Source organism: Bradyrhizobium sp. STM 3561 (assembly GCF_045571455.1).
Lineage (GTDB): Bacteria > Pseudomonadota > Alphaproteobacteria > Rhizobiales > Xanthobacteraceae > Bradyrhizobium > Bradyrhizobium vignae.
Window position 1 is genome coordinate 4,756,772 of sequence record NZ_CP120695.1, and the last position, 16,546, is coordinate 4,773,317.

At 65.4% G+C, this 16,546-nt stretch carries 17 protein-coding genes; 12 read left to right on the plus strand and 5 right to left on the minus strand.

The window, feature by feature from the left end:
* Positions 1 to 17: 17 nt before the first annotated feature.
* The 8 genes from P6U28_RS22620 (at position 18) to P6U28_RS22655 (ending at position 7,936) form a co-directional block, all read left to right on the plus strand.
* Positions 18 to 2,585 (plus strand): ATP-dependent helicase, encoded by a 2,568-nt coding sequence (locus P6U28_RS22620; RefSeq protein ID WP_407119928.1) that lies wholly within the window; start codon positions 18 to 20, stop codon positions 2,583 to 2,585.
* A gap of 8 nt (positions 2,586 to 2,593) precedes the next feature.
* Positions 2,594 to 2,881, plus strand: coding sequence for a type II toxin-antitoxin system HicB family antitoxin (locus tag P6U28_RS22625; protein WP_407119929.1), 288 nt, complete (start codon positions 2,594 to 2,596; stop codon positions 2,879 to 2,881).
* 88 nt (positions 2,882 to 2,969) lie between these two features.
* On the plus strand, positions 2,970 to 3,386 hold the full coding sequence (locus tag P6U28_RS22630) for a hypothetical protein (protein ID WP_407119930.1): 417 nt from the start codon (positions 2,970 to 2,972) through the stop codon (positions 3,384 to 3,386).
* A complete protein-coding gene (locus P6U28_RS22635; RefSeq protein WP_129144021.1) occupies positions 3,386 to 4,054 on the plus strand; it encodes an OmpA family protein in 669 nt (222 codons plus the stop codon). The genes P6U28_RS22630 and P6U28_RS22635 overlap by 1 nt, the downstream gene beginning before the upstream one ends.
* 170 nt (positions 4,055 to 4,224) lie before the next feature.
* Complete coding sequence (locus P6U28_RS22640; RefSeq protein WP_407123098.1) at positions 4,225 to 4,743, plus strand: DUF962 domain-containing protein; 519 nt, start codon at positions 4,225 to 4,227, stop codon at positions 4,741 to 4,743.
* Between the two features lie 28 nt (positions 4,744 to 4,771).
* The gene (locus tag P6U28_RS22645; RefSeq protein ID WP_129144022.1) at positions 4,772 to 5,803 is read left to right on the plus strand and encodes an NAD-dependent epimerase/dehydratase family protein; all 1,032 of its coding nucleotides are present in this window, start codon (positions 4,772 to 4,774) and stop codon (positions 5,801 to 5,803) included.
* Between the two features lie 27 nt (positions 5,804 to 5,830).
* Positions 5,831 to 6,457 carry an isoprenylcysteine carboxylmethyltransferase family protein gene (locus P6U28_RS22650; protein WP_028178310.1) on the plus strand — a complete coding sequence of 209 codons (627 nt, stop codon included), beginning with the start codon at positions 5,831 to 5,833 and terminating at the stop codon, positions 6,455 to 6,457.
* A 174-nt stretch (positions 6,458 to 6,631) separates the two neighbouring features.
* Positions 6,632 to 7,936: a PQQ-dependent sugar dehydrogenase gene (locus tag P6U28_RS22655; protein ID WP_407119931.1), complete on the plus strand. Its 1,305-nt coding sequence runs from the start codon at positions 6,632 to 6,634 to the stop codon at positions 7,934 to 7,936.
* Between the two features lie 3 nt (positions 7,937 to 7,939).
* Here the strand turns inward: P6U28_RS22655 and P6U28_RS22660 are convergent, their stop codons facing one another.
* Entirely contained in the window at positions 7,940 to 8,764 is an 825-nt protein-coding gene (locus P6U28_RS22660) for an aspartate dehydrogenase (RefSeq protein ID WP_407119932.1), read from the minus strand.
* A 36-nt stretch (positions 8,765 to 8,800) separates the two neighbouring features.
* Entirely contained in the window at positions 8,801 to 9,718 is a 918-nt protein-coding gene (locus tag P6U28_RS22665) for a LysR family transcriptional regulator (protein WP_122401997.1), read from the minus strand.
* 280 nt (positions 9,719 to 9,998) lie between these two features.
* Between P6U28_RS22665 and P6U28_RS22670 the strand changes: the two genes are divergently transcribed.
* Together P6U28_RS22670 and P6U28_RS22675 are read left to right on the plus strand one after the other, a co-directional pair.
* On the plus strand, positions 9,999 to 11,297 hold the full coding sequence (locus tag P6U28_RS22670) for an MFS transporter (protein WP_407119933.1): 1,299 nt from the start codon (positions 9,999 to 10,001) through the stop codon (positions 11,295 to 11,297).
* A gap of 21 nt (positions 11,298 to 11,318) precedes the next feature.
* Positions 11,319 to 12,392 carry a tartrate dehydrogenase gene (locus P6U28_RS22675; RefSeq protein WP_407119934.1) on the plus strand — a complete coding sequence of 358 codons (1,074 nt, stop codon included), beginning with the start codon at positions 11,319 to 11,321 and terminating at the stop codon, positions 12,390 to 12,392.
* Between the two features lie 43 nt (positions 12,393 to 12,435).
* On the opposite strand, the gene P6U28_RS22680 is transcribed toward P6U28_RS22675, so the two are convergent.
* Positions 12,436 to 13,377, minus strand: a complete 942-nt coding sequence (locus P6U28_RS22680) for a LysM peptidoglycan-binding domain-containing protein (protein ID WP_129146010.1) — start codon at positions 13,375 to 13,377, stop codon at positions 12,436 to 12,438.
* A gap of 101 nt (positions 13,378 to 13,478) precedes the next feature.
* On the minus strand, positions 13,479 to 14,198 hold the full coding sequence (locus P6U28_RS22685; RefSeq protein WP_122401993.1) for a hypothetical protein: 720 nt from the start codon (positions 14,196 to 14,198) through the stop codon (positions 13,479 to 13,481).
* A 289-nt stretch (positions 14,199 to 14,487) separates the two neighbouring features.
* Between P6U28_RS22685 and P6U28_RS22690 the strand changes: the two genes are divergently transcribed.
* Both P6U28_RS22690 and P6U28_RS22695 read left to right on the plus strand, forming a co-directional pair.
* A complete protein-coding gene (locus P6U28_RS22690) occupies positions 14,488 to 15,411 on the plus strand; it encodes an ABC transporter ATP-binding protein (protein WP_407119935.1) in 924 nt (307 codons plus the stop codon).
* Complete coding sequence (locus P6U28_RS22695; protein WP_122401991.1) at positions 15,408 to 16,169, plus strand: ABC transporter permease; 762 nt, start codon at positions 15,408 to 15,410, stop codon at positions 16,167 to 16,169. The genes P6U28_RS22690 and P6U28_RS22695 overlap by 4 nt, the downstream gene beginning before the upstream one ends.
* A gap of 47 nt (positions 16,170 to 16,216) precedes the next feature.
* On the opposite strand, the gene P6U28_RS22700 is transcribed toward P6U28_RS22695, so the two are convergent.
* A complete protein-coding gene (locus P6U28_RS22700; RefSeq protein WP_122401990.1) occupies positions 16,217 to 16,537 on the minus strand; it encodes a hypothetical protein in 321 nt (106 codons plus the stop codon).
* Positions 16,538 to 16,546 lie beyond the last annotated feature (9 nt).

Here is a 16,546-nt window from a genome sequence, read left to right on the forward strand (position 1 = left end):
GTGCCATCGTGGGGCCAATGATTCGCATGACCGAGCCGAGCAAGATCACAGGCGTACCCGACCACCAGCCCGCAGCCGGCGGCATCGCCGCGCGTGCGCGCGCCTCGGTGGGCCCGAAATACCTTTCCGGGCTCAATCCGGAGCAGCGCGAGGCGGTGGAGACGCTGGACGGCCCGGTCCTGGTGCTGGCCGGCGCCGGCACCGGCAAGACGCGCGTCTTGACCACGCGCATCGCCCATATCCTGAGCCAGGGCCGCGCCCGCCCTTCCGAGATCCTGTCGGTGACCTTCACCAACAAGGCCGCGCGCGAGATGAAGCACCGGCTCGGCCAGATGCTCGGCCACGCCGTCGAGGGCATGCCGTGGCTCGGCACCTTCCACTCCATCGGCGGCCGCATCCTGCGCACCCATGCCGAGCTGGCGCAGCTCAAGTCGAACTTCACCGTGCTCGATGTCGACGACCAGGTCCGGCTGCTCAAGCAGCTGCTCCAGGCCGAGAACATCGACGAAAAACGCTGGCCCGCGCGGATGCTGGCCGGCCTGATCGACGGCTGGAAGAACCGCGGCCTGATGCCGTCGCAGGTGCCCTCGGGCGAGGCCGCAATGTTCGCCAACGGCAAAGGCGGCAAGCTCTATGCGAGCTACCAGGAGCGGCTGAAGATTTTGAACGCGGCCGATTTCGGCGATCTCCTGCTGGAGAACATCCGTATCTTCCGCGAGCACCCCGACATTCTCAGGCAGTACCAGCAGCGCTTCAAATTCATCCTGGTCGACGAGTACCAGGACACCAACGTCGCGCAATATTTGTGGCTGCGTCTGCTGTCGCAGGCGCCGGCGGCGCGGCCTTCGCAACATGCCGTCATTCCGGGGCAGGCCGAAGGCCCGAACGCGGAATCTGGAGATGAGTCATCAGTTCGAGATTCCGGGTCTGCGCCTTCGGCGCATCCCGGAATGACGGTGGCTGCTGCGCCCCACACCAAGAACATCTGCTGCGTCGGTGACGACGACCAGTCGATCTATGGCTGGCGCGGTGCCGAGGTCGACAACATCCTGCGCTTCGAGCACGATTTCCCCGGCGCCAAGGTCATTCGCCTCGAGCGCAATTACCGCTCGACCGGCCACATCCTCGCCGCCGCCTCGCATCTGATCGCGCACAACGAAGGCCGGCTCGGCAAGACGCTGCGCACCGAGGACCAGGACGGCGAGAAGGTCACGGTCACGGGCTCCTGGGATTCGGAAGAGGAAGCGCGCGGCATTGGCGAGGAGATCGAGCAGCTGCAGCGCCAGGGCGAGAAGCTCAACGAGATCGCGATCTTGGTGCGCGCCTCCTACCAGATGCGCGAGTTCGAAGACCGTTTCGTCACGCTCGGCCTGCCCTACCGCGTCATCGGCGGCCCCCGCTTCTACGAGCGCGCCGAGATCCGCGACGCGCTGGCCTATTTGCGCGTCATCAATTCGCCGGCCGACGATCTCGCCTTCGAGCGCATCGTCAATACGCCCAAGCGGGGCTTAGGCGATGCCACCGTGCAGATGCTGCACGACCACGCCCGCAAGCGCCGCATCCCATTGTTCGAGGCGGCGCGCGCGGTGGTCGAGACCGACGAGCTGAAGCCGAAGGCGCGCGGCTCGCTTCGCGATCTCATCAGCCAGTTCGACCGCTGGCGCGCCCAGCGCGAGGTCACCGCGCATACCGACCTCGCCCAGATCGTGCTCGACGAGAGCGGCTATACCGAGATGTGGCAGAAGGACCGTTCGGCGGACGCCGCGGGCCGGCTGGAGAACCTGAAAGAGCTCGTACGCTCGATGGAGGAGTTCGAGAACCTGCAAGGATTCCTCGAGCACATCTCCCTGGTGATGGACCGCGAGGGCGGCGCCGAGGACGATGCGGTGTCGCTGATGACGCTGCATTCGGCCAAGGGGCTCGAATTCGACAACGTGTTCCTGCCGGGCTGGGAGGAAGGGCTATTCCCGAGCCAGCGCACGCTGGACGAACAGGGCCGCGCCGGCCTGGAAGAAGAGCGCCGGCTCGGCCATGTCGGCCTGACCCGGGCGCGCCGCCGCGCAAAGATCTACTTTGCGACCAACCGCCGAATCCATGGCACCTGGTCGACCACGATTCCATCGCGCTTCCTCGATGAATTGCCCGCGGCCAATGTCGAGATCACGGAATCCAAGGGCGGCTCGGCCTGGGGCGGCACCGGCGGCTACGGCGCCTCGCGCTTCGACGACATGGAGGCGTTCGGCTCCAGCTACACGACGCCGGGCTGGCAGCGCGCGCAGGCCAACCGCAACCGCGGTGGCGGACGCGGCGGCTTCGAGGAAGAAGCTGCGACGTTCTCATCCTCCTCATCGGCCGGCCCCGATTTCGGCAGCTTCTCCTCGCGCCGCCGCGGGCCCCTGACCATCGAGGGCGAGCTGGTGGCCAAGTCGACCGGCACCACCTCGGAATTCTCGTTGTCCGACCGCGTCTTCCACCAGAAATTCGGCTACGGCCGTGTCACCAAGATCGACGGCAACAAGCTCACCATCGCCTTCGACAAGGCCGGCGAGAAGAAGGTCGTGGACAGTTTTGTGCAGCGGGCGTGAGGCCCGATATGGCTCAGTACGTCGCCATCATCGAGGAAGCAGATCCGGACGCCGTCAGCCTGTGGTTTCCGGACCTGCCCGGCTGCATCTCCGGCGGCGACGATGTCGACGAGGCCCTCGAGAATGCGCCCGAGGCGCTCGCGCTCTATGCGCAGGACCTGATCGAGGACGGCCGCCAGCTTCCTTCGCCGCGGACGCTGGCTGAGCTCGAGGCCGATCCGAAATTGGCCGACGACCTCCGAAACCACACGGCCGTCCTGATCGAGTGGCCTCCCGTGAACGAGACCACGGAGTGAGGACTGTTCGCCGCACCTGTCGAACTCTCGACAGTTCTCGCCCGAACGCCCCTTGACCACCGCGAACTTCCCCGTATCAGATAAACCCATGGTCCGGGGCTCCATCACATTGATCGTGCTTGCATTGGTTATGCCGTCGCTTGCGGCGGCGGAGACCATGAGCTTTGGCGATTCGATCGGGAAGCTGGCGACAAGCTGCGGCGCGGAAATCGTCGCCAATTGCCGCGGCGTCAACCCGGATTCGACCCGGCTGAAGGAGTGCCTGTCGCGCAACCGCGACGTACTCTCCCCGCAATGCGCGAGCGACTATCTCGGCGTCTTCGACGCCATCCAGAAGCGCATCGCCGCGCGCGTCACGGTGGCCAATGCCTGCCAGCGCGAGATCGTGAGGGTCTGCGGCGGCTCGACCAAGGAGACCAGCAAGTCGATCCCCTGCCTGGTCTCGACGCCCAAGGGCATCAGCAACAACTGCCTCAAGGCCGTCGACGACGCGGGGTATCGCTGATGCGCGCGAACAGGCTCTTCATTGCCGAAACGATTGTTGCGCTGGGGCTCGCTTTGTTTGCGGGCACCGCCGGCGCACAAACGGAGGCGCCGACCCGCGACGACATCGTCGGCAAGCTGAACCATTTCGAAGAAGCCGCCGAGGTCGATCTGCCCGCGCTGAAGCAGCAGGTGATGGAGCGCGCCAAGACCAGGATCAAGAACGATCCGGGACCGGTGAACCGGCCGCTGATCGCGCCTGATCTCGCCAAGCTGCCGGCCTTCAATGCGCAGATCCAGTTCGACGCCGATACGCCGATCATCCAGCCGGCGTCCTACCAGACCGTCGGCCGCATCGCGGACGCGCTGGTTCACTCCTCGCTGCTGCCCTACACCTTCCTGATCGTCGGCCATGTCGAATCCAATTCGAAGACGCGCGAGGCCAATGCGATCCTGAGCCAGCGCCGGGCCGATGCGATCCGCGACGTCCTGGTGAACACGTTCAAGATCTCGACCAAGCGGCTGCATCCGATCGGTCTCGGTGAGGAGCAATTTCTCGACCGGGCCAAGCCGACATCGGCCGTCAACGGCCAGTTGCAGATCCTGACCTATGCCAAGCTGCCCGAGGAGGCGCCGCGTCCGGCTGCGGCTCCTGCGCCTGCGGCGAAAAAACCCGCCAAGAAGCGCTGAGCGAACGCGATCTCGCAGCTGAGGAACCCCTTGAAGTGCTGACCATTTTGCAGCCTGTCCCCGGCGCGCGAATGCGGTTTCACGCGACAAAAGCGCCGGTTTGTGCACCGCCCGGTCCAGTGCTATAGCCAATGTTCGCCCTTCCCGACCCTGTGCTGCATGAGACCGAAATGGGTGGCTTTTTCCAGCGCCAACTTGCCGTGTATGTCGAGTACCATCGTGATCCCCGGAATACGGCGATGCATGTGGTCGGCATTCTGCTGCTGTTCACCGGCGCCGTACTGCCGCTGACGCTGGTCAAGTTTCCGCTGCTCGGGTTCAACGTCAGCCTGGCTGTGATCCTGGCCTTGCCGGTATTGATCTATTGGCTGCTGCTCGACGCGGCGCTCGGGCTCGGTATTCTGGCCGTCTCCGTCGTGCTGTTTTCGGTTGCGGCGACCATTGCGGCGCAAGTCAGCACCGCGTCGATGTGGGCGATTTTCGCCACGCTGGTGGTGCTCGGCCTCGCCGCGCAGGCCATCGGCCACAAGGTTTTCGAAGGCCGTGAGGCCTCCTTATTCACTTTTCCCTCGCATCTTTTGCTGGGGCCGATGTTCGTGATGGCAAAATTATTCATTGCATTGGGCTTCCGTCGCGACCTTGCCGCGATTCTGGCGCCTCTTCCGGCCAATTCCCTTTCAACCCGATAACTCCAAAAGCGAAACAGCAACCTTCTGCATGGCTCTCGTCCTGGTTACCGGTGGCAGTGGCTTCATCGGACATCACCTCGTAGAAGCGCTCCGCGCCCGTGGGCAGCGGGTCCGTGTTCTCGATGTCCGTGCGCCGACCGCGGCGAACGCGGACGTTGAACACGTCCACGGCTCGGTGCTGGACGGCGCCGCGGTCGACGCTGCGATCGCCGGTGTCGATCAGGTCTATCACCTCGCCGGCCTGCCCGGCATGTGGGTCGCCAACAAGCAGGACTTTCACGACGTGAATTGCCGCGGCACCGAAATCGTGCTCGCGGCGGCAATGAAGCGCGGCGTGTCGCGCTTCCTGCACTGCTCGACCGAATCGATCCTGTTTCCATATTCCGACCTCAAAGGTGTTCCCGCCGAAGAAGCGCTGCAGCCGGCCGACGCGATGCCCGGCGCCTATACGCGATCGAAATCGCTCGCCGAGCACCATGCCGCCAAGGCGGCGGCCGCGGGCTTCCCGCTCGTGATCGGCACGCCGACCATGCCGATCGGCGCCGCGGACCACAATCTGACGCCGCCGACCGCGATGCTCTGGTACTTCCTGCAGAAGAAGGTGCAGCCGCATCTCAACTTCCTGGTCAATCTCGTCGACGTCCGCGACGTCGCCATGGGCCTCGTTCTAACCATGGAACGCGGGCGCCTCGGCCACCGCTACATCCTCGGCGGGGACTGCGTCCCGCTCGGCAACATCCTGCGCATGATGTCGGCGATGAGCGGCCGCCGGCATTTTCCGGTCGTCGTGCCCGGAAAGATCGCCGAGCTCTCCGCCATCATGCTCGAATACATCGCCGATCATGTCACCCGCCGGCCTCCCAACGGCACCGCCGAGGGCGTGCGCATCGCGCTCGCCGCGAGCGACCTCTCGATCGGCAAGGCGCGCACCGAGCTCGGCTATTCGCCGCGCCCGATCGAGCCGGTCCTGCGCGAAACCATCACCCATCTCCTCGCCCGCAACGGCCAGCAGCCCTCCGGCGCCATCGAGCATCCCGCGCTCTCCTCGCGCGCGAGCTGAGCCGCCGCCCAAACGCAAAGAACCTTCATGTCCTTCGATTTCAGCAAACTTCTCTCTGTCGCCTGGGGTGGTTGGACCACGACCTGGCCGACGCAACTGCTCGCCTTGATCTGGCTCGCCTGGCTCGCGAGCTGGGTCGGCGCCTCGTTCTGGCAAGGGCGCACGCAGAAGCAGGTGATGACTCTCGAGTCCGGCCGCTATCGCATTCCGATCCTGGTCGGCGGCATCCTGTTCACGCCGTGGACCGCCGAGGTGCTGAACGAAAAGCCGCTCTGGGTGTTCAGCAATACGGCCGTTTACATCACGGCGCTGATCGTGCTCGCCGGCATCTCCTTCACCTGGTGGGGGCGGCTGCATCTCGGCAAGTTCTGGTCGAACACCATCACTCACAAGGAAGACCATCGCGTCATCGACACCGGCCCGTACGGCATCGTCCGTCATCCGATCTACACCGGCCTGATCGCCGGCATGCTGGCCACCGGCATCGCGGTCGGCACGGTGACCGCGATCCTCGGCGCCATCCTGATCTCGCTCGGCATGTGGCAGAAGGGCCGAATGGAAGAGGTGTTCCTGTCGAAGGAGCTCGGCGAAGACGCCTACGGCGCCTATTGCCGCCGCGTCCCGATGATCATTCCGTTCCTGTCGCCGCGGTGAAGGCGTAGCAAGTCGCGCCACTTTCGTGTTCCCGGACGCGCTGCAACGCGTAGCGTTCGTCCCATGCAAATTCGATCGGCCGCCATTCCACGGGAATAGGCCTCGCCGGCGTGTCGCACAGGTTGACGTGTGCCCCGTCAGCCAGTTGGATGCGCGCGCAAACAGGGGCTTCTCATGACGTTCTCCAGCATCTTCGCGCAGTTCGTCGCGTTCATCGGCGGCATCGCGCTGCAATGGCGAAAACTGTCGGGCACCGAGCCCGCGCCGGCGTGGGGACAGCGGCCGGCCATTCCCGAGGCGAAGCCGCAAGGCGCGATCCCGACGCTGAAGATGCCGACCGCGCGCGGCTGGCGCGAGGGCCAGAAGCCGACCGTCGCGTCCGGGCTCAAGGTCAATGCGTTCGCGAGCGGCCTCGACCATCCGCGCTGGATCGAGGTGCTGCCCAATGGCGACGTGCTGATCGCGGAGGCGACGCAGATCGCAGGTCCCCCGCGCACAGTATTTCACTATGCGATGCAGGCGACGATGCGGCGCGCCGCGGCGCTCGGTGTCTCCGCCAATCGCATCACGCTGCTGCGCGACAAGGACGGCGATGGCGTCGCCGAAGTTCGCGGCGCCTTCATGGAGAACCTCAACCAGCCGTTCGGGATGGCGCTGGTCGGCGACACCTTCTATGTCGGCAACACCGATGGCGTGATGGCGTTTCCTTACGTCGCCAATGCCGATCGCATCACCGCGCCGGGCAAGCGGCTCACCACATTCAAGCCAGGCGGACACTGGACGCGCAGCCTGCTCGCCAGCCCCGACGGCAGGAAGCTCTATGCCGGCGTCGGCTCGCTCAGCAACATCGCCGAAATGGGCATGGAGGTCGAGGAAGGCCGCGCCGCGGTCTATGAGCTCGATCTCGTCGCCGGCACGCATCGCATTTTTGCGGCCGGCCTGCGCAATCCGGTCGGCCTTGCCTGGGAGCCGACGACGGGCGTGCTCTGGACCGTCGTCAACGAACGCGACGGCCTCGGCGACGAGACGCCGCCGGACTATCTCACCTCGGTGCGCGAGGGCGGATTCTATGGCTGGCCCTATTGCTACTGGGGCAAGACCGTCGACGACCGCGTGCCGCAGGATCCGGCGATGGTCGCCAGGGCGATTCAACCGGACTACGCGCTCGGCGGCCACACCGCCTCGCTCGGCCTGTGCTGGATGCCCGCAGGCACCCTGCCCGGCTTCCCCGACGGCATGGTGATCGGCCAGCACGGCTCGTGGAATCGCAGCAAGCTGTCCGGCTACAAGCTGGTGTTCATTCCGTTCGAGAACGGCAAGCCGTCCGGCCCCTCGCGCGACATCCTGTCGGGCTTCCTGTCCCCGGACGAGAAGGAATCCTACGGCCGTCCGGTCGGCGTCGTGATCGGCCCCGACAAGAAGTCGCTGCTGATGGCCGACGACGTCGGCAACGTGATTTGGCGCGTGACGGGGGCGTAAGAGCTAGGTCCCGACGCACAACGTGGCGCGCTGCTTGCGGAGCAGCGCGATCACAGAGAGCGCGGTGATCAGTCCGGTCTTGGGATTCTCGGACGGGATGTTCTCGATGCCCATCGAGAACCGCGCCGAATCCGCCTCGACCTCGATGCGATGAACGTTGCGCGTCACGGTCGGGTCGGCCCAAACCTGGATCCGGGTGCGATCGGGCCCGATCCCCGCCAGCGACAGCGCAACGGCGACATTGACGTTCGCCGGAAAGCCCTTCGCCGCTTCGCGCGCGCTGCCCTCGAACAGCTTGAGCGGCTCGCGCAGATTATCGATGTCGATGTTGTTCTGGACGATGAAGGGGGCGCCCTTCAGCCCGTCGATCGGCTTGCGCGTGACCATCTTCACCGAATGGATGGTGCCGATGGCGGCGGCGTTGACGGCGTCGAGGCCGATCAGCGCGCCGGTCGGCACGAGAATGCGGCCGCCATTGGCGCGGGCGAGATCGACCAGATCGAAATTGTCGAGCAGGCCGCCGACGCTGACGACGACCGCCGACTTGCCCCGCTTCACCGCGGGCTCGACGATGGAGCGCAGATGTTGGCTCGGAGCGCATTCGACCACGATGTCGGCGGCTTCGCCGAGTTGGTCGATCGGCAGGATTTGTGGCGAACGGCGCAGGCCGTTCATGAAGGCCTGATGCCTTGCGGGGTCGCGCACTGCGAGGGCCGACAGCGCGAGCCCTTCGATGCCTTGGTCGAGCGCCGTCGCGATCTTGGTGCCGATCGAGCCCAGCCCTGCAATGGCCACCCGCAATCCATTCGACGCATTCTGTTCATTCATCGCATCCACCTTCTCTCCAGCTTAGGTCATAGCCGCTCACGCCTCTCGCGCATAGCTGCGCAGATGCACCTCGAGTACCGCCAGCATGGCGTCACGGGCCGGATCGCGCGAGGCGCGCAGCCACGCGGCGGCGAGTGGCAGGCGGCCGACGGGGCCGCTCTGCTTCGGCCGAAGCGGCACGAAGCGCACGCCCGAGACCGCCATCCGCGCGGTCCAGCGCGGCACGATCGCGACGCCGAGCTTCGTTGCCACGAGGTTGATGATGGTCTGCTTCTCGTCGGCGACCTGCACGATGCGCGGCGTCAGGCCGGCCTGCTCGAACAGTTTGATGGTGAGGTCGTGGCTGTGCGGCCGCGAGCGGCGGTCCGGCACCAGCAGCGCCTCTTCGGCGATGTCGGCCAGTGTGATCGATTTTCGTCCGGCCAGCGCATGCCGCTGCGGGAACGCCACGATGGCGCTCTCCTGCAGCAGGTCGCGGAATTCAAGCCGCTTGTCCCGCCGGTCAGGCGGACGGACGAAGGCGAGATCGAGCGCGCCGGTCAGAATCTTCGGCAGCAGCCGGACGGTCTTGTCTTCGAGCAGCTGCACCGCAATCTCGGGATGCCTGACACGGAAATCGCGCAAGAGCGGCGGCAGCAATCCCGCCGCCGCGCTGTCGATGGCACCGACCCGCAACCGCCGCGCGGCCCCCGCGCGCGAGCGGTTGCGCAAGTTGCTCTCGACCGCCTCGACCTTGGTGAGGATGGCGCGGGCATCGCGCAGCAGCGTCGCGCCGTCCTCGGTGAGCGACACCGCGCGCGTGGTCCGCGCAAACAGCCGCGTCCCCAGATCCTCCTCCAGCAGCCGGATCTGCCGGCCGAGCGCGGAGGGCAGCATCTGGAGCTGCTGCGCCGCGCGGCCGAAATGCAATTGCTCGGCCGCCGCCACGAAGCATCGGAGTTGGTGCAATTCCATCTGCCGTCCTCATCGTCATGCCCCGGCTGGTCCCGCCTGCGCGGCCGAAGCCGCTTCGGCGAGGCGAAGGCCCGGGCATCCACGTTCTCCTGCCGCGGCGCAAGGCGTGGATGGCCGGGTCAAGCCCGGCCATGACGTCGTGGCGGCCTTTCGAGGATTATATCATTTTTTTGTATAAACCAGCGCCAATTGAGTATGCCTCTTCCGCCCGCCTAGGCTCATTGCCGGCGTGGACCTCTCACGGTCCGCCACACGACAACAAGGCAACCGGGAGGCTAGGGTGGCAAGCGAGATTCAGACGCGCGTGCTGCGCAAGATCACCTTGCGCATCGTTCCCTTCATCATGCTGCTGTACTTCGTCGCCTTCATCGACCGCGTCAATATCGGCTTTGCCTCGCTGACGATGAACAGGGACGTCGGCCTGTCGCCCACGGTCTACGGCTTTGGCGCCGGCATCTTCTTCTGGGGCTATTTCCTGTTCGAGGTGCCCTCCAACATCATCCTGCACAGGATCGGCGCGCGGATCTGGATCGCGCGGGTGATGATCACCTGGGGCCTGGTCTCGGCCGCGATGGCGTTCGTGCAGGGGCCGACCAGCTTCTACATCCTGCGCTTCCTGCTCGGCGTCGCCGAGGCCGGCTTCTTTCCCGGCATCATCCTCTATCTCTCCTACTGGTTCCCGGCACGGCAACGCGCGGCGGTGACGGCGCTGTTCATGGCGGCCGCGCCGCTCTCGACCGTGCTGGGCTCACCGATCTCCGGCGCGCTGCTGGAGATGGACGGGCTGCTAGGCATCAAGGGCTGGCAATGGTTGTTCGTGCTGGAGGCGCTGCCGGCCGTGCTGCTCGGCTTCGTCGTGCTCGGCTTCCTCACCGATCGCCCGGAGAAAGCGAAATGGCTCAGTGATCCCGAGCGGCGCTGGCTGGTCGAGACCATGAACGTGGAAACCACCAGCAAGGCTGCCAGCGCCAGCCACAGCATCTGGCGCGGCCTTGCCGATCCGCGCGTACTGGCACTGTCGCTGATCTATTTCGGTACCTCGGCCGGCCTCTACACGCTCGGCGTCTGGGCGCCGCAGATCATCAAGCAGTTCGGCCTGTCCTCGCTCCAGGTCGGCTTCCTCAATGCGCTGCCGGCAACCGCCGCGGTCATCGCTATGATCCTGTGGGCGCGGCATTCGGACCGTACCGGCGAGCGCACCTGGCACGTCGTCTGGGCCTGCCTGATCGCCGCTTTGGGCCTCGCCTATGCCGGCCTCGCGGCTGGCGTGATCGCGGTGCTGGTCGCGCTGACGCTCGTGAACATCGGCATCTCCTCGGCAAAACCGCCGCTGTGGAGCATGCCGACGCTGTTCCTGTCCGGCCCTGCGGCTGCAGCGGGCATCGCCACCATCAACTCGATCGGCAATCTCGGCGGCTTCGCTGGTCCCGCCATGATCGGCTGGATCAAGGACCAGACCGGCAGCTTCGTCGGCGGGCTCTATTTCGTCGCCGGCCTGCTCGTTCTCTCGGCGGTCCTGACCCTGCTATTGTCGCGCGCGAAAACCGCGCCCATCGAACCCGTCCCGCAATCTCGCTGACTTCTCAAACGGAGCCTTCCCATGCGTACCCATTCGATCGCAGCCATTCCCGCCGACGGCATCGGCCCCGAGGTCATCTCGGCCGGAATCCGCGTGCTGGAGGCTCTCGCAAAACGCAGCGGCGACCTCGCCTTCAACGTGAAAACGTTCGACTGGGGCTCGGACTATTACAAGAAGCACGGCGTGATGATGCCGGCCGACGGCCTCAGCGAACTGAAGAAGTTCGACGCGATCTATTTCGGCGCGGTCGGCGCGCCTGATGTGCCCGACCACATCACGCTGTGGGGGCTGCGCCTGCCGATCTGCCAGGGCTTTGACCAATACGCCAATGTGCGGCCGACCAAGATTTTGCCGGGCGTCGCCTCACCGCTGCGCAATGTCGGCGTCGGCGATCTCGACTGGGTGATCGTGCGCGAGAATTCGGAGGGCGAATATGCCGGCATGGGCGGCCGCGCCCACAAGGGCCTGCCGGAAGAGGTCGGCACCGAGGTTGCCGTGTTCACACGCGTCGGCGTCACACGAATCATGCGCTATGCATTCCAGCTCGCGCAGTCGCGTCCACGCAAGCTACTGACCGTCGTGACCAAGTCGAATGCGCAGCGCCACGGCATGGTGATGTGGGACGAGATTGCCGCGGAAGTCGCGACCGAATTCCCCGACGTCACCTGGGACAAGATGCTGGTCGACGCCATGACGGTCCGCATGACGCTGCAACCGAAGAGCCTCGACACCATCGTCGCGACCAACCTCCATGCCGACATCCTCTCGGATCTTGCCGGTGCGCTGGCGGGAAGCCTCGGCGTCGCGCCGACCGGCAACATCGATCCGCAGCGGCGCTTTCCCTCGATGTTCGAGCCGATTCACGGCTCCGCCTTCGACATCACCGGCAAGGGCATCGCCAATCCGGTCGCGACGTTCTGGACCGGTGTGCAGATGCTCGAGCATCTCGGTGAGAAGGATGCGGCGAGCCGGTTGATGGCGGCCGTCGAGCGCGTCTGCGCGGCCAGCGTGCTGACGCCGGATGTCGGCGGCAAGGCGACCACGAAGGAAGTGACGGACGCCGTGATCGACGCGATCCAGGGGTCGAATGTGTAGCTCTCTTCCACTCCCCGCACGCGGGGAGAGGCGAAGAATGTCCCTATCTCCGCCCCGCCGGAGCCGGCGGCGGCACCGCCATCGCGGCGGCCGGCTCGGGCGGTGTCAGATGGCGGGGGACGATGATGGTCTGGCCCGGGGTGAGCTGCGCGTTCTCGGGCAGCGAGTTGCTCTGCGCGAGCGTCCACAGCGGCACGCGGTTGGCTGCGGCGATGCTCTCCATGGTGTCGCCGCGGCGCACCGGCACCCGCACGCCGCTGTCCCACAATTCGACCAGCGTATCCGCGGGCACGAGATAGCGCAGCGGCACGGCATCGGCCTGGGTCTGCGGCGGAATGCGCGGGAGCTGCGTCACCATCTCGACGATCTGGCGGTGGATGTCGTCGGACTTCTCGATGTTGATGTGCGAGACGCGTGCGTTCTCCTTAAGGTCATAGCTGGCATAATGGCCGCGAAAGCCGGGCACGGCCACGACGTCGCCGCCGCCGAGCACGCTGTCGGAAAGGAAGATGTTGATGAAGCGCTCGACGTTGAGCGGCACGTCGCCGGTCGCATGTGCGGGATCGATGGCGATGACCAGGCTGATCGGGATGTTCTCCTTGGCCGCCATCTCCGAGATGACGATCGAGCACAGCCCGCCCATGGAGTGGCCGATCAGCACGATCGGCGCCGCCTTCTCCTTGTAGCCGGCGACGACGCGGTTGCCGATCAGCCGGCACAGAGTGAATTCATAGACGTCGGCCGAGAAGCCGGCCTGCGTCAGCTTCTCGCTGAGCCGATCCATGCCGGTCGAGAAGATCGGGCCCATGGCGCCGCGAAACAGGTAGATTTTCGGCGGCGGCAAAGGCTCGAACGGCGGAGGCGGCGGCGCGGCGGGGACGGCCGCGGCGGTCTTGGACTTGGCCGGAGAAGCAGCGGCCATGCCGCCGCTCAAGGCAAGCAGCACGACTGCTGCCAGCGCGACTAGTCGCCTTGAATCAGCCATCAGTCGAGAAGTCCCACCACCGGAGACGATTGCCTCCTCTGCGGTACTTCATGACCGCAAAATTGGCGGATTTTGCGGCGCCGAAGTCTTGTCGTGCGAGACTAGTTCCTCGCCGGCGCAGCGGCCGCCGCCGACCGGGCCTGCCGCGGCGCGCCGGGTTCGGCGACGGGAGCAGCCGGGGCGCGCGAGCGCATGATCGCGGCGTCGATCTCGGCGATGACGCGGCGCTGGATCGCCTCGTTCTTGTCGATCGAGATATGGCCAACACCGGTGCCGCGGACATCGACATTGTCGAGCTTGCCGCGGAAACCCGCTGCAGCCCGCACCGGCTCGCCCGGACCGTCGCCGATATAGATGTTGATGTAGCGCTCGGCGCCGCTCGAGAGCTTGGTCTTGAAGACGGAATCGAGGCCGATCGCGAGCTTCACGGGCACGCCGAGCTGGTTGAGCTTGGCGATCATGTCCGGCAGCGCGGTCGCACCGGAGGAATGGCCGACCAGGATAATCGTCTTGAGCCGGCCGGCCTTGTAGGCAGCTGCCGCTTCATCGGCGAGCGAGGACCAGGAAACGAAGTTGGCGACGGTCACCGGGATGCCCTGCGCCTGAAGCCGCGCGCCGATCGTGTCGAGCCCGAGCGAGAAGATGTTGAGCACGCCACGGAGCAGGTAGACATGCGTGGTCGCCACCGCGGCCTGGCTCGGCGCGGCCTTGGCGGTGGTCGGGCTGATGGCAACAGCTGACAGCAGGAGCAGGCCTACCGCCCAAACACGGAGGGCGGACAACTGGCTGGCGCCGACGGTGTGACGGCCGTTCGGTCTCATCGGTGTTTTCCTTGGAGAGGATACGCTTTGCGATAGGCCGGAATCGTAGCCATGGCCTGCTCGCAGACGCAACAAAGAGCCGCGTGAGCGACAATCTTAGCGGCAGCCCGTGGCGGTTGCGCAACACTTGCCCGAAACCTGCCACTCAACGGTCCGTTTTGAGACCATTTTTCTCCGGCCAATTGCGACCGGGCAAGGGCATTCCTATCTCAGGGCTCCGCTGCCCCGCCCTTCCCGGCAGGTTCCAGCCTCCCTCCCCAGCCTTTTGCCCCTCAGCCTTGCGGCCATCATGTCCTCCATCATTTCCGTCGCCAATCTGTCGAAGACCTACGGGTCCGGCTTCAAGGCGCTCAAGAACGTCAATCTCGATATCAAGCGCGGCGAAATCTTCGCGCTGCTTGGCCCGAACGGCGCGGGCAAGACCACGCTGATCTCCATCATCTGCGGCATCGCCAATCCCAGCGAAGGCAAGGTTCTGGTCGGCGGCGAGGACATCCAGGCCTCCTACCGCAAGGCGCGCTCACTGATCGGCCTCGTGCCGCAGGAATTGCACACCGACGCTTTCGAAAGCGTGTGGGCGACCGTGAGCTTCTCCCGCGGCCTGTTCGGTAAGCCGAAGAACCCCGCGCATATCGAGAAGGTGCTGAAAGACCTCTCGCTGTGGGACAAGAAGGACAACAAGATCATCACGCTGTCCGGCGGCATGAAGCGCCGCGTGATGATCGCCAAAGCACTGTCGCACGAACCGCAAATCCTGTTCCTGGACGAGCCGACCGCCGGCGTCGACGTCGAGCTGCGCAAGGGCATGTGGGAGGTGGTGCGCGGCCTGCAGCAATCCGGGGTCACCATCATCCTCACCACGCACTACATCGAGGAAGCCGAGGAGATGGCCGATCGCATCGGCGTCATCAACAAGGGCGAGATCGTACTGGTCGAGGACAAGACGACCTTGATGCGGAAGCTCGGCAAGAAGCGGCTGACGCTGCACCTGCAGAACAAGATCTCGTCGCTGCCGGAGAGCCTCGCACACTACGAGCTCGACCTCTGCGATTCCGGCGCGACGCTGGTCTACGACTACGACACCAAGGGCGAGCGCACCGGCATCACCAGCCTGCTCAGCGACTTGCGCAACGCCGGCATCCGCTTCAACGATCTCGACACGACGCAGTCGTCGCTCGAGGACATCTTCGTCGACCTCGTGAGGACGTCATGAATCACCGCGCCATCCGCGCCATCTATCTGTTCGAAATGGCGCGCACCTGGCGCACGCTGCTGCAAAGCATCGTCTCGCCTGTGGTCTCCACCTCGCTCTATTTCGTGGTGTTCGGCGCCGCGATCGGCTCGCGCATCAGCCAGGTCGAGGGCGTCAGCTACGGCACCTTCATCGTGCCGGGCCTGATCATGCTCTCGGTGCTGACGCAGAGCATCGCCAACGCCTCGTTCGGCATCTACTTCCCGAAATTCACCGGCACGATCTACGAGATCCTGTCGGCACCGATCTCCTATTTCGAGATCGTGCTCGGCTATGTCGGCGCGGCCGCGACCAAGTCGATCATCTTGGGCCTGATCATCCTGGCGACGGCCGGGCTGTTCGTGCCGCTGCACATCCATCATCCGGTCTGGATGCTGACCTTCCTGGTGCTGACGGCGGTGACGTTCAGCCTGTTCGGGTTCATCATCGGCATCTGGGCCGACGGATTCGAGAAGCTGCAGATGATCCCGATGCTGGTGGTGACGCCGCTGACCTTCCTCGGCGGAAGCTTCTATTCCATCGACATGCTGCCGACGGGCTGGCGCACGGTCGCGCTGCTCAATCCGGTCGTCTATCTGGTCTCGGGCTTCCGCTGGAGCTTCTACGAGATCGCCGACGTCAGCGTCTCCGTCAGCGTCGGCATGACGCTGGCGTTCCTGGTGATCTGCCTGATCGTGATCTGGTGGATTTTCCGCACGGGGTATCGGCTGAAGAATTGACCCGCCTAGCCCGGATAGAGCTCTGCGTAATTCGGGCTACGAGGTCGTCACCGGTAACAGTGGAAGCGATGGTAGCCGTCATAATAGCCACGGCAGTGGCGATAGTGACGGTGCGGAATGCCGAACACGCCCTCCACCGCACCTACGGCGCCGCCGACACCGGCGCCGACGGCGCCACCCACCACGCCCCCCACGGGACCGGCGATCCGGTTGCCCTCATAGGATCCTTCCTGGGCACCGCGCACGATGCCCTGCGCGTGACCGGCTTGCGGCAAGCACGATAGCGCGAGAAGGGCGGCAGCTGCGAACAGCATGCGGACGGGGAAGCCGGCCGGCAGGACGGCGGCGTTGACACGGGCTTTGTTCATCTTCAGTCC

Coding starts and splice junctions, on each gene's coding strand:
- P6U28_RS22620 (WP_407119928.1), top strand. CDS start 18: ATGATTCGCATGACCGAGCCGAGCAAGATCACAGGCGTACCCGACCAC.
- P6U28_RS22625 (WP_407119929.1), top strand. CDS start 2,594: ATGGCTCAGTACGTCGCCATCATCGAGGAAGCAGATCCGGACGCCGTC.
- P6U28_RS22630 (WP_407119930.1), top strand. CDS start 2,970: ATGGTCCGGGGCTCCATCACATTGATCGTGCTTGCATTGGTTATGCCG.
- P6U28_RS22635 (WP_129144021.1), top strand. CDS start 3,386: ATGCGCGCGAACAGGCTCTTCATTGCCGAAACGATTGTTGCGCTGGGG.
- P6U28_RS22640 (WP_407123098.1), top strand. CDS start 4,225: ATGGGTGGCTTTTTCCAGCGCCAACTTGCCGTGTATGTCGAGTACCAT.
- P6U28_RS22645 (WP_129144022.1), top strand. CDS start 4,772: ATGGCTCTCGTCCTGGTTACCGGTGGCAGTGGCTTCATCGGACATCAC.
- P6U28_RS22650 (WP_028178310.1), top strand. CDS start 5,831: ATGTCCTTCGATTTCAGCAAACTTCTCTCTGTCGCCTGGGGTGGTTGG.
- P6U28_RS22655 (WP_407119931.1), top strand. CDS start 6,632: ATGACGTTCTCCAGCATCTTCGCGCAGTTCGTCGCGTTCATCGGCGGC.
- P6U28_RS22660 (WP_407119932.1), bottom strand. CDS start 8,764: ATGAATGAACAGAATGCGTCGAATGGATTGCGGGTGGCCATTGCAGGG.
- P6U28_RS22665 (WP_122401997.1), bottom strand. CDS start 9,718: ATGGAATTGCACCAACTCCGATGCTTCGTGGCGGCGGCCGAGCAATTG.
- P6U28_RS22675 (WP_407119934.1), top strand. CDS start 11,319: ATGCGTACCCATTCGATCGCAGCCATTCCCGCCGACGGCATCGGCCCC.
- P6U28_RS22680 (WP_129146010.1), bottom strand. CDS start 13,377: ATGGCTGATTCAAGGCGACTAGTCGCGCTGGCAGCAGTCGTGCTGCTT.
- P6U28_RS22685 (WP_122401993.1), bottom strand. CDS start 14,198: ATGAGACCGAACGGCCGTCACACCGTCGGCGCCAGCCAGTTGTCCGCC.
- P6U28_RS22690 (WP_407119935.1), top strand. CDS start 14,488: ATGTCCTCCATCATTTCCGTCGCCAATCTGTCGAAGACCTACGGGTCC.
- P6U28_RS22695 (WP_122401991.1), top strand. CDS start 15,408: ATGAATCACCGCGCCATCCGCGCCATCTATCTGTTCGAAATGGCGCGC.
- P6U28_RS22700 (WP_122401990.1), bottom strand. CDS start 16,537: ATGAACAAAGCCCGTGTCAACGCCGCCGTCCTGCCGGCCGGCTTCCCC.